The 14,659-nt window shown below is 56.0% G+C and carries 14 protein-coding genes; 5 read left to right on the plus strand and 9 right to left on the minus strand.

Going from position 1 to position 14,659, the window contains the following annotated elements; translation table 11 throughout:
* Positions 1 to 161 precede the first annotated feature (161 nt).
* Both dld and AC1MKH_RS16355 read left to right on the plus strand, forming a co-directional pair.
* Positions 162 to 1,925 carry a D-lactate dehydrogenase gene (gene dld / locus AC1MKH_RS16350; RefSeq protein WP_276219860.1) on the plus strand — a complete coding sequence of 588 codons (1,764 nt, stop codon included), beginning with the start codon at positions 162 to 164 and terminating at the stop codon, positions 1,923 to 1,925.
* A 98-nt stretch (positions 1,926 to 2,023) separates the two neighbouring features.
* Positions 2,024 to 2,572 carry a GNAT family N-acetyltransferase gene (locus AC1MKH_RS16355; protein WP_276219848.1) on the plus strand — a complete coding sequence of 183 codons (549 nt, stop codon included), beginning with the start codon at positions 2,024 to 2,026 and terminating at the stop codon, positions 2,570 to 2,572.
* Between the two features lie 125 nt (positions 2,573 to 2,697).
* Here AC1MKH_RS16355 and pbpG read toward each other — a convergent pair whose 3' ends face one another.
* Positions 2,698 to 3,642: a D-alanyl-D-alanine endopeptidase gene (pbpG, locus tag AC1MKH_RS16360; protein WP_276219847.1), complete on the minus strand. Its 945-nt coding sequence runs from the start codon at positions 3,640 to 3,642 to the stop codon at positions 2,698 to 2,700.
* 179 nt (positions 3,643 to 3,821) lie between these two features.
* Positions 3,822 to 4,409 (minus strand): Yip1 family protein, encoded by a 588-nt coding sequence (locus AC1MKH_RS16365; protein ID WP_015963755.1) that lies wholly within the window; start codon positions 4,407 to 4,409, stop codon positions 3,822 to 3,824.
* A gap of 151 nt (positions 4,410 to 4,560) precedes the next feature.
* On the opposite strand from AC1MKH_RS16365, the gene AC1MKH_RS16370 reads away from it, so the two are divergent.
* Positions 4,561 to 5,124, plus strand: coding sequence for a DedA family protein (locus tag AC1MKH_RS16370; RefSeq protein WP_276219846.1), 564 nt, complete (start codon positions 4,561 to 4,563; stop codon positions 5,122 to 5,124).
* On the opposite strand, the gene mdtQ is transcribed toward AC1MKH_RS16370, so the two are convergent.
* Entirely contained in the window at positions 5,119 to 6,558 is a 1,440-nt protein-coding gene (gene mdtQ, locus AC1MKH_RS16375) for a multidrug resistance outer membrane protein MdtQ (RefSeq protein ID WP_276219845.1), read from the minus strand. The genes AC1MKH_RS16370 and mdtQ overlap by 6 nt on opposite strands.
* Before the next feature lie 259 nt (positions 6,559 to 6,817).
* Here mdtQ and AC1MKH_RS16380 point away from each other — a divergent pair, with 259 nt between their 5' ends.
* Positions 6,818 to 7,549, plus strand: coding sequence for a class I SAM-dependent methyltransferase (locus AC1MKH_RS16380; protein ID WP_276219844.1), 732 nt, complete (start codon positions 6,818 to 6,820; stop codon positions 7,547 to 7,549).
* On the opposite strand, the gene dusC is transcribed toward AC1MKH_RS16380, so the two are convergent.
* The 6 genes from dusC to mhbT form a co-directional block, all read right to left on the minus strand.
* The gene (gene dusC, locus AC1MKH_RS16385; RefSeq protein ID WP_276219843.1) at positions 7,546 to 8,481 is read right to left on the minus strand and encodes a tRNA dihydrouridine(16) synthase DusC; all 936 of its coding nucleotides are present in this window, start codon (positions 8,479 to 8,481) and stop codon (positions 7,546 to 7,548) included. The two genes, AC1MKH_RS16380 and dusC, sit on opposite strands and share 4 nt — an antisense overlap.
* A 62-nt stretch (positions 8,482 to 8,543) precedes the next feature.
* A complete protein-coding gene (locus tag AC1MKH_RS16390; protein ID WP_276219842.1) occupies positions 8,544 to 9,737 on the minus strand; it encodes a 3-hydroxybenzoate 6-monooxygenase in 1,194 nt (397 codons plus the stop codon).
* Between the two features lie 14 nt (positions 9,738 to 9,751).
* On the minus strand, positions 9,752 to 10,396 hold the full coding sequence (gene maiA, locus AC1MKH_RS16395; RefSeq protein ID WP_276219841.1) for a maleylacetoacetate isomerase: 645 nt from the start codon (positions 10,394 to 10,396) through the stop codon (positions 9,752 to 9,754).
* A gap of 8 nt (positions 10,397 to 10,404) precedes the next feature.
* Positions 10,405 to 11,106, minus strand: coding sequence for a fumarylacetoacetate hydrolase family protein (locus tag AC1MKH_RS16400; protein ID WP_276219840.1), 702 nt, complete (start codon positions 11,104 to 11,106; stop codon positions 10,405 to 10,407).
* A 14-nt stretch (positions 11,107 to 11,120) separates the two neighbouring features.
* Positions 11,121 to 12,158 (minus strand): gentisate 1,2-dioxygenase, encoded by a 1,038-nt coding sequence (gene gtdA, locus AC1MKH_RS16405; RefSeq protein ID WP_276219839.1) that lies wholly within the window; start codon positions 12,156 to 12,158, stop codon positions 11,121 to 11,123.
* A gap of 11 nt (positions 12,159 to 12,169) precedes the next feature.
* The gene (gene mhbT, locus AC1MKH_RS16410) at positions 12,170 to 13,528 is read right to left on the minus strand and encodes a 3-hydroxybenzoate transporter MhbT (RefSeq protein ID WP_276219838.1); all 1,359 of its coding nucleotides are present in this window, start codon (positions 13,526 to 13,528) and stop codon (positions 12,170 to 12,172) included.
* A 125-nt stretch (positions 13,529 to 13,653) separates the two neighbouring features.
* Between mhbT and AC1MKH_RS16415 the strand changes: the two genes are divergently transcribed.
* Positions 13,654 to 14,577, plus strand: a complete 924-nt coding sequence (locus tag AC1MKH_RS16415) for a LysR substrate-binding domain-containing protein (protein ID WP_015963745.1) — start codon at positions 13,654 to 13,656, stop codon at positions 14,575 to 14,577.
* Positions 14,578 to 14,659 lie beyond the last annotated feature (82 nt).

Raw genomic sequence — 14,659 nt, forward strand, 5'->3', positions numbered from 1 at the left:
CGAAAGTTGATGAAAAACCGCAGTTTGCCATAAGCCTAAACGGCTGAGGAGCAGAAAGCGAAGGTTATTCTCTGAATTTTCGAAACATTCGTACTCCCAATAAATCTGCAAAGCGCTATTCTTAGGGACGACAAATTAGTCTCACCACAAGGAGTGGAATGATGTCTGCACAAGCCACCACTGATAATAAAGCGCTAATTAACGAACTCACCCGCCTGGTCGGTCACGCTCACCTGCTGACTGACCCGGCGAAAACTGCCCGCTATCGCAAGGGCTTCCGTTCCGGTCACGGTGACGCGCTGGCCGTTGTCTTCCCCGGTTCACTGCTTGAACTGTGGCGCGTACTCAACGCCTGCGTGAACGCGGATAAAATCATTCTGATGCAGGCGGCGAACACCGGCCTGACCGAAGGTTCTACGCCAAGCGGCAACGATTATGATCGCGAGATTGTCATCATCAGTACCTTGCGTCTTGATAAGCTGCATCTGCTCGATAAAGGCGAACAGGTGCTGGCCTGGCCGGGCACCACCCTCTATTCTCTGGAGAAAGCGCTTAAGCCGCTGGGACGCGAACCACACTCTGTGATTGGTTCTTCATGCATTGGCGCCTCGGTTATCGGTGGGATCTGCAACAACTCCGGCGGCTCGCTGGTGCAGCGCGGCCCGGCGTATACCGAAATGTCGCTGTTTGCGCGTATTGACGAGAACGGTAAGCTGACGCTGGTTAACCACCTGGGCATTGATCTGGGTGAAACGCCCGAGCAGATCCTCAGTAAACTCGATGATGAACGCGTGAAAGACAGCGACGTGCGCCACGATGGCCGCCACGCGCACGATCACGATTACGTCACTCGCGTACGTGATGTTGAAGCCGACACCCCTGCCCGCTACAACGCGGACCCGGAACGCCTGTTCGAGTCATCCGGCTGCGCCGGAAAACTGGCTGTTTTTGCCGTGCGTCTGGACACCTTCCCGGCGGAAAAACGTCAGCAGGTGTTTTACATCGGCACCAATCAGCCGGACGTGCTGACGGAAATCCGTCGCCACATTCTGGCGGAATTCAAGAACCTGCCGGTGGCGGGCGAATATATGCATCGCGATATTTACGATATCGCCGAGCAGTACGGTAAAGACACCTTCCTGATGATCGATAAACTCGGCACCGACAAAATGCCGTTCTTCTTCACCCTGAAGGGGCGCACCGACGCGATGCTGGACAAAGTGTCGCTGTTCAAGCCGCACTTTACCGACCGTTTTATGCAGAAGGTCGGGCACGTCTTCCCGGCGCACCTTCCGGCGCGCATGAAACAGTGGCGCGATAAATATGAGCATCACCTGCTGCTGAAAATGGCGGGCGACGGTATTGAAGAAGCGCAGGCCTGGCTGGCGGAGTACTTTAAACAGGCGGAAGGCGGCTATTTTGTCTGTACCGCTGAAGAGGGTAGCAAAGCTTTCCTGCACCGGTTTGCAGCAGCGGGCGCGGCCATTCGCTATCAGGCGGTACACGCCGATGAAGTAGAAGACATTCTGGCGCTGGATATCGCCCTGCGTCGTAATGATACCGAGTGGTTCGAACATCTGCCGCCGGAAATCGACAGCCAGCTGGTGCATAAGCTCTACTACGGCCACTTTATGTGCCACGTATTCCATCAGGATTACATCGTCAAAAAAGGCGTGGACGCACACGAGCTGAAAGAAAAAATGCTGGTGCTGCTTCGCGAACGCGGCGCGCAGTATCCGGCGGAGCACAATGTCGGCCATCTGTACGAAGCCGCCGACACGTTAAAACGCTTTTATCGTGAAAACGATCCGACGAACAGCATGAACCCCGGCATCGGTAAAACCAGTAAACAGAAATACTGGGGTGAAGGAAAGCCGCAGAATAATCACGTTCCCGCCACAAGCGACGAGCCCTCCGTGAAATAAGAGAGACGGATTGTTATTCAGGTTCGCGCCGTATTAGAGTGAGTGAATGACGCCGGGGGAACGTTTCTCCGGCGATTTTTTTCACAAGGAATCTGAGTATGTCCGCGCGCGAAGCCGCTACTGATGTTGAAATTCGTTTAGCCCAGCCTGATGACGTCCACGCAATTTCCGCTATTTACGCCTGGCATGTGCTGAACGGGCGAGCCTCCTTTGAAGAAACCCCGCCGTCCATTGATGAAATGCGCGAACGCATGAAGAAGGTCAATGACCACGGTCTGCCGTGGCTGGTTGCGCTTTATCGCGGCGTCGTGGTTGGGTATTGCTATGCGTCACCCTATCGCCCTCGCCCGGCCTATCGTTATACGGTGGAGGAGTCGATTTATCTGGATACCTCCATGACCGGACACGGCATTGGCAGCGCGCTGCTGGGCAGGTTAATTGAGATTTGCGAGCAGGGGCCCTGGCGACAAATGCTGGCGGTGGTCGGCGATGGCCACAACAACCCGGGGTCACTGAACCTGCATAAAAAAATGGGATTTGAGATTGCCGGGCAGTTGCGCAGCGTGGGTTATAAGCTGGGTGACTGGCGGGATACGTTGATCATGCAGCGCCCGCTCAATGATGGGGATTGGACGCTGCCGGAGTAGTAGGTTCGGTGCCGGGTTTTGCCGGATGCGCTGCGCTTATCCGGCCTACGGGGCGGTGCTGGGGTTTGGTAGGCCGGATAAGGCGTAGCCGCCATCCGGCGTTACTGCGCCGAAGCCGAATAAACTTAATCTTCCTGGGTCGTCACTTTACCGTGCGCCAGGTTGCCCGCAATCTGCGACTCTTTCTGCTTTTTATAGCTCAGCGCCGCCGCAGGAACCGGCATCACTTTACCGGTTTCGACCCAGGTACGCAGACGGCTGGCGTCGGCGAAGTGGGTATATTTGCCAAACGCGTCCATCACCACCATCGCCACCGGACGTTTGTTCATCACCGTACGCATCACCAGACAGTGACCCGCCGCATTGGTGAAGCCGGTTTTGGTCAGCTGGATATTCCAGTTATCGCGATACACCAGGTGGTTGGTGTTGCGGAACGGCAGCGTGTACGCCGGGTTAGCGAAGGTCGCCATATCCTCACGCGTGGTGCTCAACTGACCAATCAGCGGATACTGTTTGGTGGCAATCAGCATTTTGGTCAGGTCGCGCGCCGTTGACACGTTGTGAATCGACAGCCCGGTCGGTTCCACATAGCGCGTGTGCGTCATCCCCAACGCTTTGGCTTTCGCGTTCATGGCGCGAATAAAGGCATCGTAACCGCCAGGATAGTGATGCGCCAGGCTTGCCGCCGCGCGGTTCTCCGACGACATCAGCGCCAGCAACAGCATATTTTTACGGCTGATTTTACTGTTCAGACGCACGCGGGAGTAGATCCCTTTCATCTCCGGCGTGTGGCTGATATCAATGCTCAGCATCTCATCGAGCGGCAGGCGCGCATCCAGCACCACCATCGCGGTCATCACTTTGGTGATGGACGCAATCGGGCGCACCAGATCCGGTTCGCTGGCGTAGATCACTTTATTGGTTTCAAGATCGACAATCATCGCGCTCCCGGAAGCAATTTCCGGGCGCGAGGCTGCGGCAGTCGCCGCCGTTTTAGCACTCGCCTGAGGCGCAAAAGGCACAGCCAGCATTAACGCCAGGCTGAGCAGGGAAACGCGAAATTTCTGCATGATGTGTTTTCTGGTGGTTATTTATGCACTGTATGGAATATGGTCGCCGCGCGCGTTAAGGCAACGCAGCGAGGTCGTCATCATAGCGCGGAGCGCAAGGCACCTACCAGAAAAGAATAGTGAATAAATGCTGCATTGCTGGCGTGAAATAATTCACACCAGCAATGCATAAGAACGGATCAGAACAAGCGGTAACCATAGCCCCACAGAATGACAGTGATCGCCAGCAGCACCTCCAGCACCAGCACGCCAATTGCCAGGGTTGAACTGGCGAAGCTCAGCCCCTCTTCCCGGTCAATATTGAGGAACGTCGGGATACCGACATAAAGCAAATAACCGGTGTAGAACAGCGCAACGGTACCAATCAGCGCACAGAGCCAGACCAACGGATAGAGCGCCACGATACCGCTCAGAAACATCGGCGTCGCCACATAACCGGCAAACACCATACAGCGCTTGAGCGACGGACGCTCCGGATAGTTACGCGCCATCCACCAGATTACGCGCCCCATCACCGCGACGCCCCCGAGCATTACCCCATAGAAAAGTACGGCCAGGATTAAACCGGTCACGGGTGACAGTTTAACCACATTGCCATCGCCGAAATTCCAGCCCAGCTGTGTTGTTCCTATAAATGCACAGATAACAGGAATCGCGGCCATCAACAGAACATGGTGCGTGTAATGGTGTGAAACGGTTTCGTTTTCACTCCGAATGACATGCATTTCTCGATCGGGATGGGAAAACAGACCCCAGACATGGTTCATAACGCCTCCTCGACACGGCTTCGTACCACGTAGCGTAAGTATAATTCACACTAATAGATTATTTATTGAGCAGACAAAAAATAACGTCGCCCCCGGCTTCGGCTCAGGGGTGTATGCTTAAAGGAGATGTTTAAAGGAAACGAAGATAACGATGGATATACCGGCTCTGATTTCACAATATGGTTATGCCGTGCTGGTGCTGGGCAGTATGGCGGAAGGCGAAACGGTGACGCTGCTGGGCGGCGTGGCGGCGCATCAGGGGTTACTGCGTTTCCCGCTGGTGGTGGTTTCCGTCGCGCTCGGCGGGATGATTGGCGATCAGGTGCTCTATTTGCTGGGCCGCCACTTTGGCGGACGCATGCTGAAGCGTTACTCGCGTCAGCACACCAAAATCCGCAAAGCGCAACGGCTGATCCAGCGTCATCCCTACCTCTTCGTCATTGGCAGCCGCTTTATGTATGGCTTTCGTATTATCGGCCCGCTACTGATTGGTGCCAGCCGTATACCACCGAAACTCTTTCTGCCGCTCAATATTTTTGGCGCGCTGCTGTGGGCGCTGATCTTCACCACCCTCGGCTATGTGGGCGGTGAAGTGATTGCGCCGTGGCTGCACGACCTCGACACCCATTTGAAACACTGGATCTGGGTTATCCTGGCCGTCGCTATCGTGCTGGCGTTACGCTGGTGGTTTAAACGCCGCACGGATAAATCATAACGCCTGATACCCGCCGCCGAGCGCAGAAGTCAGCTGGATGGAGGCATCCAGCCATTCGCCCTGCAACTTCAGAGCATTAATCTGCTCATGCAGCGCCGGCAGCTTCGCGTGGCTGTACTGCGCGTTGGAAATAATCCCTACCTTCAGCCGCGCCTGCGCAAGCGCCGCCACGCGTCCGGCATCATGTTGCACATTAGTTTGCTGCTGGTTTTTCGCGGCCAACGTTTCCATCTGGCTGGCGCACTTCGCCACCTGGTTAACGGCATCCACCACCGCTTTGTTGTAACGGGCAATGGAGTAATTATTTTCCGCGCTGGCGATATCCAGATTCGCGTTTAATCTGCCGCTGTCAAAGATGGGCAGCGTTAACCCTGCCGTGACGCCCATCTGCTGTGCGGAGTGGCGGAACAGATCGCTCAGGTGCAGAGCGTCCTGTTGCAGGAACGCCATGATGTTGATATCCGGGTAAAACGCCGCTTTCGCCGCATCGACATCGCTCAGGGTGGATTCCACCAGCCAGCGCGCTTCCTGTAAGTCCGGGCGACGTGCGAGCAGCTCGAAGCCCAGTTGCGCGGGCAATTGTGTCGCCACTGTTGGTAACGCCACCGTCTTCAACTGCAACGCCGTTGATTGCGTGTTGGTGAGCGCCATCAACCGCGCTTCAATCTCTTTCAGATCCCCGTCGATATCCGCCAGTTGCTGCCCGGTTTTACCGACGTTAATATCATTTTCAACGCCTTCCACCGAGTCGGTAATGCCCGCCTGATAGAGTTTTTTGTCCACCGACACAATCAGATTTTGTTCTTTCTGAATCTGTTCAAGCTGCTGACGAATGGCCGATTCCGTTTGCCACTGCCAGTATAGCCGCGCCACGCTGCTTGCCAGCAGTTGGCGAGTTTGCGCCATCTCGGCAATATCCGCTTTCACTTTGCCAATTCGCGCGCTCACCTGCGCGGCATCTTTTCCCCACAGGTCGATATTCCAGCCCGCGGTCAAACCAAATGTGCCGTTGGTATACCACGGGCCCGTGGTGCCCGCAGCCGGATCGTCAAAAGCAAACGGCCCCATCAGCCCTTCCGCTGACATTTTTTGGCGTTCCAGGTCAGCGGAGAAATTCACCTGCGGTCCACCGTTCGCTTCGGCCAGTTTGGCCTGCGCTTCCGCAAGTTTGATACGCTGCTGCGCGACGGCCATATCCGGCGCATCGCGCAGCGCGCGTTCAATCAGCGCGTTAAGCTGCGGGTCGTGGTAATCGTGCCACCAGGTGGATTGAGGCCAGCCGTTTTTCAGCGCCACGGGCAGCGACGAATCAATATGCGAAACGGGCAGCGTTTTTGCCAGACGCGCCTCGGTTTCATGAGATGGCGCGCAGGCGCAAAGCGTAAATATAATCGGTAAGCTTAATACCGCGAGCGTTCTGACAGAATGTTTCATGGAATTTGCGAGCGTCTGAAAAGAGGCGCAAATAATAGAGAAAATCAGGCGCTTTGCTTTAGTAACCCGTGTGGAAGAATAATCAGAAGAAAGTGATCACATCGCGTTATTTATGCATTTTATAAATACGTTAATCATGTTTTGAAATACCTTTACTGCTATTTTTTGATTCAGATCGAATTAAAGCGCGCGACTTAATATAATTTAACCGCAAACGTTGGCATAATTATTTATTACGTGAATGAATTAGAGGTTATTGATGACACAAAATATTTATGACGATCCGCACTTTTTTGCCGGTTACGCTACGCTGGAACGCTCGGTAAAAGGGTTAGACGGCGCACCGGAGTGGCCGAGTATTCAAACAATGCTGCCTGAAATTCAGGGCAAGAAGGTTGTTGATTTAGGCTGCGGCTACGGCTGGTTTTGCCGCTGGGCGCGCGATAACGGCGCTGCGAATGTGCTGGGGCTGGATGTTTCGCAGAAAATGCTCGCGAAAGCGCAGGAGATGACGTCCGGTCAACACATTACCTATCAGCGTGCTGACCTTGAAACGCTTGTTCTGCCAGCCAGCACCTTCGACCTGGCCTACAGTTCACTGGCGCTGCACTATCTAACGGATATTGACCGCTTATTCCGCACATTGCATCAGACCTTAAAGCCCGGCGGCAAACTGGTTTTCTCCGCCGAGCATCCGGTTTACACCGCGCCGGCGAATCAACAATGGGTAGTGGATAATCAGGGAAACAAGCACTGGCCGGTCAGCCAGTATCAGCAGGAAGGCGAGCGCATCAGCAACTGGTTTGCCGATGGCGTTAAGAAGCAGCACCGCAAACTCGCCACCTGGATTAATGCGTTAATTGCCGCAGGTTTCATCATTGAAGCGCTGGATGAATGGGGGCCGACGGCTGAGCAAATCGCCGCAAACCCGGCGCTGGACGAAGAGAAAGAGCGCCCGATGATTTTTATTCTGAGTGCCCGAAAAGCTTAACGCCAGCGCAGGATTTCGCGCGCCACCGAGGCGGAGTCCTGCAACGCCCGCACCGCCATAAACAGTTCTGTGGCTTCCTCGTACTCTTTACGCAGATAGCCCAACCACTGCTTGATGCGCGCCAGATGATACAGCCCGGTGTCGTCCTGTTTTTCCAGCAAACAATATTTTTGCAGCAGACGCACCACCTCCGGCCAGGGCATTCGCGGTTCGTTATACTTAATGACCCGGCTCAGGTTCGGCACGTTCAGCGCCCCACGGCCAATCATTATCGCGTCACATCCGGTCACCGCCAGGCATTGTTGCGCGCTCTCCCAGTCCCAGATTTCGCCGTTGGCGATTACCGGAATAGTCAGGCGCTGGCGAATGTCAGCAATGGCCTGCCAGTTAATACGCTCAGCCTTGTAGCCATCTTCTTTGGTACGACCGTGCACAACCAGCTCGGTTGCGCCCGCCTGCTGTACCGCATCGGCGATTTCGAACTGGCGCGCGCCGCTGTCCCAGCCCAGCCGCACTTTGACGGTAACGGGGAGATCCTCTGGCACCGCTTCACGCATCGCTTTCGCGCCGCGATAGATAAGCTCGGGATCTTTCAGCAACGTCGCCCCGCCGCCGCTGCCGTTAACCATTTTGGACGGGCAACCGCAGTTGAGGTCCACGCCCCATGAACCGAGCTCCACCGCGCGGGCGGCGTTTTCGGCCAGCCATTCGGGATACTGGCCCAGAAGCTGGATGCGCACCAGCGTGCCGCTCGAGGTGCGGCTGTGGTTACTCAGTTCCGGGCACAGTTTATGGAACGATTTTACCGGCAGCAGTTTATCCACCACGCGCAGAAATTCGGTGACGCAGAGATCGTAATCATTCACTTCGGTCAGCAGCTCACGCACCAGCGAATCGAGCACGCCTTCCATCGGCGCCAGTAAAACACGCATATTGATACCCGGTAAAAAAAGAGGCGCTATGTTAGCGCCTCTTTTCATCGGTTAAAAGCCTGTTAGCGGGGTTCGAGGCAGTTATCTTCTTTCCAGCCGTAGAGCCACTCCATCGCGCGATAGAACTCGGCCTGGGTTTTGCCTTTCCACAACAGGTTTCGCACGTGGCGCTCGACGCCTGCGGCGTGATAAATGCGCCCCATTTCGCGGGTCGACCAGACAATGCGCGCGGTGCGTGGAATACGCACGGACTCATACAGCGCGAACGCTTCCGCCGCATCGCCGTCGCATTGCGCCAGCGCTTTGCCGATAGTGACCGCATCTTCCAGCGCCATGCACGCCCCTTGCGCCATATACTGTGCTACCGGGTGTGCCGCGTCGCCCACTAACGTAATGCGATCGTTACCCCATTTTTCCACTGGCTCACGATCGGCGGTGGACCAGCGACGCCAGGACGTTGGCTTGTCGAGCATCTGGCGCGGACGCGGGTGAATACCTTTAAAGTAAGAGAGCACCTCTTCTTTACTGCCGTCCTTCACGCCCCACTCTTCCGTTTCGCGGCTGTGGAACGTCACAACCAGGTTGTACTGTTTTCCGCCGCGCAGCGGATAATGCACCAGGTGACAATGCGGGCCTGCCCACAGCACCGGGGCGTTGATGCGCAGATCGTCCGGCATATCGTTGCAGTCAATCACTGCTCGATACACCACATGTCCGGTAACGCGCGGTGTATCCTGCAGCAGGCTCTGACGCACCACGGATTTCACGCCGTCGCAGCCAATCAGAATATCTGCCGTCCAGCTATTACCTTTGTCATCAAACACGGTGACATCATGGTCGGTCTGGCGGATATCCACCACGTGCGTTGAGGTGCGATATTCCACGCACGGATGCACCATCGCCGCTTCCCACACCGTCGCATGAATATCCACACGGTGAATAACCGCATACGGGCCGCCAAAGTGGTCGCGGAACGCCTGCCCGGTTTCGATATGCACCACTTCTTCGCCGTTCACCGCGTCCATCATGGTGATATGGTCGGTAAACACCGCGCGCTGGCGGGCAACGTCGCCTACGCCCAGGCTATCCAGCGCCGAAAACGCATTCGGACCAAGCTGAATGCCCGCGCCGATTTCACCAATTTCATGCGCTCTTTCCAGTAGCATCACTTTGATACCCTGACGCGCCAGAGACAACGCGGTCGCCGCGCCGCCAATCCCGCCACCGACAATAATTGCACTCGTCACTTTTGCCATGATAACTCTCCTTATTATGCCGGGATTTTGTCCTGTTGGTTCTCGGGTGCGGCAGCGACGAACGCTGGCAGCGCGGAACAGGCTTCATACACGGCTTTACAGCGGGGATACCCGCTAAGATCGCAACCCATACGTAACGCATTGGCCCACTGCGGCACTAAGCAGCAATCGGCCAGCGTCGGCGTCTCGCCCACGCAGAATTGCCCCGACTGGCTGTGGCGCAGCAGTTGCTCCACCGCACTCAGCCCCTGCTGGACCCAGTGCGCATACCAGCGTTTTTTATCCTCTTCGCTGACCTTCAGCTCATCGCTCAGGTAGCGCAGGACGCGCATGTTGTTAATGGGGTGGATATCGCAACAAATGGCATAGACGATTTCCAGAATCCGCATCCGCGCCGGATCGTTACCCGGCAGCAGCGGGGTTTGCGGAAAATGGCGGTCCAGCCAGTCAATAATCGCCAGTGATTGCCCCAGCGATTCGCCATCGTCCGTCACCAGTGCGGGCACCAGCCCAACCGGGTTCAGCCTGCGGTACTCCAGCGCGTTTTGCTGGCCGATACGAATATTGACGCCGACGGTGTCATAATCGATTCCCTTGAGTGCCATCGCGATGCGCACCCGATAGGAGGCCGAGCTATTGAAAAAACTGTACAGCTTCATCCGTCACCTCAAACAATCTTCACGGCGATAGGCGTTAAACCATCCACGTTGCCGGTAATCGTGTCGCCCTTCACTACTGCCCCAACGCCTTCCGGCGTGCCGGTGAAAATCAGGTCGCCCGGTTGCAGCTCGAAGAAGCCCGACAGATAGCTGATGGTTTCATTCACTGACCAGATAAGATGTTTAATGTCGCTGCGCTGGTGATCTTCCCCGTTGACCTGTAACCAGATGGGCGCGTTATCGACGCCGGAAACGTCAGCGGCTTTATGCAGCGGCGAAATGGGTGCGGAGTTATCGAACGCTTTACCGATTTCCCACGGGCGGCCCATCTGGCGCATCTCCATCTGACGGTCGCGGCGCGTCATATCCAGGCCGGTCGCATAACCCCAGACGTATTCATGGGCATTTTCCAGCGGAATATCACTGCCTTTTTTGCCAATCGCCACTACCAGCTCAATTTCATAGTGATAGTTATCGGTCTGCGCCGGATATGCCAGATTCAACGTTTCGCCTGCGGCAACCGGAACAACCGCATCAGCGGGTTTGCAGAAGAAGAATGGCGGTTCGCGGTCCGGATCGAAGCCCATTTCGCGGGCATGGGCGGCGTAGTTACGGCCTACGCAATAGACGCGGCGGACCGGGAACTGTTCCTCGCTACCAACAACCGGGATCGCAACGGGGGCCTGGGGTTCAAAAACATATTTGCTCATTATTCTTCTCCTGATTAGTAGCGTGCTTCGCGGAACAGGCCCAGCGCTTCCTGAACGGGGCGGTCCGAGAAACTGAATAACACGGTCTCGTCCTGCGCATCGAACGACACGCTGTGCCAGGTTGGCACGACAAAGACATCTTTCTCTTTAAAGCTGAACACCTGATCGCCAACCGTGACCTGGCCACTGCCTTCCACCACGTGATAAATCGTGCTGTCAGTGGTGCGCGCCTGGCGGGAGCGGAAGCCCTTCGGCAACAGTTGCAGGAATGCGCCCATTGATGGCATTGGGTAGCCGCCGGTTACCGGGTTGACATAGCGCATTTTATAACCATCCCACTCATCGGCATCACCCAGCCGAGTGAGGTCGTGCAGCGCTTCTCGGCTGCGGTCATAGCGATAGTTGAAAATCGGTGATGAGTTACCGGTTTGATGGCGCAACGGCAGCATATTGGCAGCGTAGCGCGGCAGATAATCCCCCTCTTTACGGGTGACCGGCTGCTGATCTTCCGGGTAATCCTCGGCAAAACCGCAGCCAAGGTAGTTCACCAGCGGCAAGTCCAGACCATCCAGCCAGATAACCGGTTCATCCCCCGGGTTACCGTGGTCGTGCCAGCGCCATTGCGGGGTGAGGATAAAATCGCCCGGATGCATCTGGGTGCGCTCGCCATCGACGGCGGTAAACGCGCCTTTGCCTTCCACAATAAAGCGCAGTGCCGACTGGTTGTGGCGATGACTTGGGGCTACTTCCCCCGGCATAATCAGCTGTAAACCGGCGTACAGCGATGAGGTAATGGAAGACTGTCCGCGTAGGGCCGGGTTTTCCAGCACCAGCACGCGGCGTATCGCCTCTTTCGCGCCAATCAGGGAACCGCTTTCCAGCAGCAGCGGGCGAATTTCCTGGTAGCTCCAGTGGGCAGGCGCGCAGGTCGGATTTGGTGTTTGCGGCACCAGGTGATGCAGCGATTCCCACAGCGGCGTCAGGTTCTGCCCGGAAATATGCTGGTAGTATTGTTGGCGTTCATTTTTGACGTCCGGATTCATCTGGCTCATTGTTATTCTCCTTATTTATTCGCCACGCCCGCGGCAGGCAGCGTGTTGGGTACCGTTGTCGTCCGGCGAACAGCCAGGGTGAGTAGCGTCAACATGATGGCGCTAATGGCTGCCGGGACGGCAATCACGTAAAAAAGAGTGTCGAAAGAGAAGTTCATCGCCATCATCACCCCGCCGGAAAGCGAGCCGACAATCGCGCCGCAGCGCCCTACCGCGTTAGACCAGCTCACGCCTGTCGCGCGGCTTTGGGTTGGGTAAAGCATGGCGGTTAAGGCATTCAGGCCAACCTGCGAACCGCTGATGCCAATCCCGGTGCCGAAAATCGCCAGCGCCATCAGCCAGAGGCCGTTTTCGCTCAGGCCAATCATCACGATGCATACCGCACCCAGCGCGTAACTCACCGCCAGCACCCGGAAGGGGTTGAATTTGTCCATTAATACGCCGAGCAGAATTGCGCCCATCGTGCCGCCAATCTGGAACGCCGCCGTCACCCATGACGCATGTTGCAGGTCGATGCCACGATGGTTAAGCAGCGTCGGCATCCAGCTTGAGAGCAGATAGATAATCAGCAGGCTCATAAAGAACACCACCCATAGCATCAGCGTGATAGCGAGCTGACGTCCGGCGAAAAGCTGGCCAATGCTGCCTTTGTGCACCGAGGTCGGCTCATCGAGCCAGAAAGTGGTGTCGTCATAGCGCGCGTTGGTCATCTCGCCGACCAGCCGCGCGATGTGCGCCTGAGGCCGCTGACGACGCACCATCCAGCGAGGAGATTCCGGCAGCGCAACCAGTAAGTAGAAAAACAGGATCATCGGCAGCACGCCGCCAAGCACCAGAATGCCCGCCCAGCCGATCATGCCCACCAGCTGTGCGCTGACGATCCCGCCAAAGGCGGAGCCAAGCGTAAAGCCGCAGAACATCAGGGTCACCAGCGCGCCACGACGGCGTGTTGGCAGATATTCGGAGGTCATGGTGATGGTATTGGGCATTGCGCCGCCTAATCCCAGCCCGGTTAAGAAGCGCAGGATAACCAGCGTTTCCAGATCCGGCGAAAAGGCGGAGAGCAGGCTGAGGATGCCGAAAAACGCCACGCACCATTCAATGACGCGCTTACGGCCAAAACGATCGGAAAGTGGCCCGCAAAGCAGCGCCCCGGCGGTGAGGCCGAGCAAGCCAGCACCAAATAGCGGGGCCAGTTCTGCCGCCGTCAACTGCCAGTGTGCGCGGATATCGGGGGCAATAAACCCGATCGCCGCCGTGTCGAATCCATCCATCATCACCACCAGAAAACAGCAGATAATGACACGCCACTGGAGCGCGCCGATGGGGGCTGCATCAATCAGAGCTTGTAGTTCACGTCGTTGAGTCATGGTAAATGCCTCAGGTGTGTAGGGTAGATGTTGTATTTGTTGTTTGTATGTAGCAAGTTTGTGGTAATTGAAATGAGTTGTACAATGGCTTTCCGTGCAGAGTCATAACCTGGAGGTTATTGCTGATGGCAAACTGGACGCAAAAACTGAAGCTTCATCACCTGCAAATGCTGGTCGCGCTGGGCGAGCAGTGCAATCTGACCCAGGTGGCGAAAAAGATGCACATCACCCAACCCGCCCTTTCCAAGTGGCTGACACAGTTCGAGGAAGAGGTCGGGATCACACTTTTCGAGCGTCACAGCAAAGGCCTGCGCCCTTCTGAAGGGGGAAAACTACTGCTTGCGCACGCGCAACGCTTAATCAACGATCTCGAACGTTCGCAGTTTGAGATGGAACGTTTCAAACAGGGCGGCCTGGTCGGCAGCCTGAAAATCGGCTGCTCTCCGGTAGCGACCGATTGCGTCTCGCAGGCGATCTTTCCGCTACTCAAAGAGATGCCTTCCCTGCATCTGAACATCGAAGAAAAGGTAATGACGCCGCTGCTGCATGATTTGCAGTCAGGCGTGGTGGATGTGGTGGTCGGACGTATCGGTGGGCGAGCGCTGGAGCTGCCGTTGAATTATCAGGTGCTCTATACGGAACCCGTTTGCTTTGTTGCCCGCACCGATCACCCTCTCGCGGCTTACGACCGATTGAGCTGGAAGGATCTGGAACCCTGGCGCTGGATAGTCTGGCCCACCGGCACGCCCATCCGCCAGAGTATTGATAACGCCCTTGTTGATAATGGCGTGATGCTGCCGGAAAACACCATTGAATCTGCCTCAATGAACGTCAGCGTGAACCTGCTGCAAAGCAGCGATATGATTTCGATTCTTTCTTTACGGCTGGCAGAACGCTACGCCCAACAAGGGCAGCTCACGATTCTGGCGTTGCCAAAGATTGAGCAGAAAGGCAGCGTCGGCGTATTCTGGAGAAAAAACGATCAGCCCTCGCAGGCCCTGAGTCGCTTTCTTTATCATTTATCACATCCGCTTCAGTCAGATGCCTGATGTTCCGCTTGTCTATGTCAGGTATGCTCACAATTCATGATGTGATCAGTAGCACATTTCTGGCTTTAATTGTATGATGAAT

Source organism: Pseudocitrobacter sp. CD920760, from assembly GCF_057782505.1.

Bases quoted from the DNA above. Each gene is read 5' to 3' on its own strand.
- pbpG (WP_276219847.1), bottom strand. From the start codon at position 3,642: ATGCAGAAATTTCGCGTTTCCCTGCTCAGCCTGGCGTTAATGCTGGCT.
- AC1MKH_RS16380 (WP_276219844.1), top strand. From the start codon at position 6,818: ATGACACAAAATATTTATGACGATCCGCACTTTTTTGCCGGTTACGCT.
- AC1MKH_RS16400 (WP_276219840.1), bottom strand. From the start codon at position 11,106: ATGAGCAAATATGTTTTTGAACCCCAGGCCCCCGTTGCGATCCCGGTT.
- AC1MKH_RS16365 (WP_015963755.1), bottom strand. From the start codon at position 4,409: ATGAACCATGTCTGGGGTCTGTTTTCCCATCCCGATCGAGAAATGCAT.
- dld (WP_276219860.1), top strand. From the start codon at position 162: ATGTCTGCACAAGCCACCACTGATAATAAAGCGCTAATTAACGAACTC.
- AC1MKH_RS16390 (WP_276219842.1), bottom strand. From the start codon at position 9,737: ATGGCAAAAGTGACGAGTGCAATTATTGTCGGTGGCGGGATTGGCGGC.
- AC1MKH_RS16355 (WP_276219848.1), top strand. From the start codon at position 2,024: ATGTCCGCGCGCGAAGCCGCTACTGATGTTGAAATTCGTTTAGCCCAG.
- dusC (WP_276219843.1), bottom strand. From the start codon at position 8,481: ATGCGTGTTTTACTGGCGCCGATGGAAGGCGTGCTCGATTCGCTGGTG.
- maiA (WP_276219841.1), bottom strand. From the start codon at position 10,396: ATGAAGCTGTACAGTTTTTTCAATAGCTCGGCCTCCTATCGGGTGCGC.
- AC1MKH_RS16370 (WP_276219846.1), top strand. From the start codon at position 4,561: ATGGATATACCGGCTCTGATTTCACAATATGGTTATGCCGTGCTGGTG.
- mhbT (WP_276219838.1), bottom strand. From the start codon at position 13,528: ATGACTCAACGACGTGAACTACAAGCTCTGATTGATGCAGCCCCCATC.
- AC1MKH_RS16415 (WP_015963745.1), top strand. From the start codon at position 13,654: ATGGCAAACTGGACGCAAAAACTGAAGCTTCATCACCTGCAAATGCTG.
- mdtQ (WP_276219845.1), bottom strand. From the start codon at position 6,558: ATGAAACATTCTGTCAGAACGCTCGCGGTATTAAGCTTACCGATTATA.
- gtdA (WP_276219839.1), bottom strand. From the start codon at position 12,158: ATGAGCCAGATGAATCCGGACGTCAAAAATGAACGCCAACAATACTAC.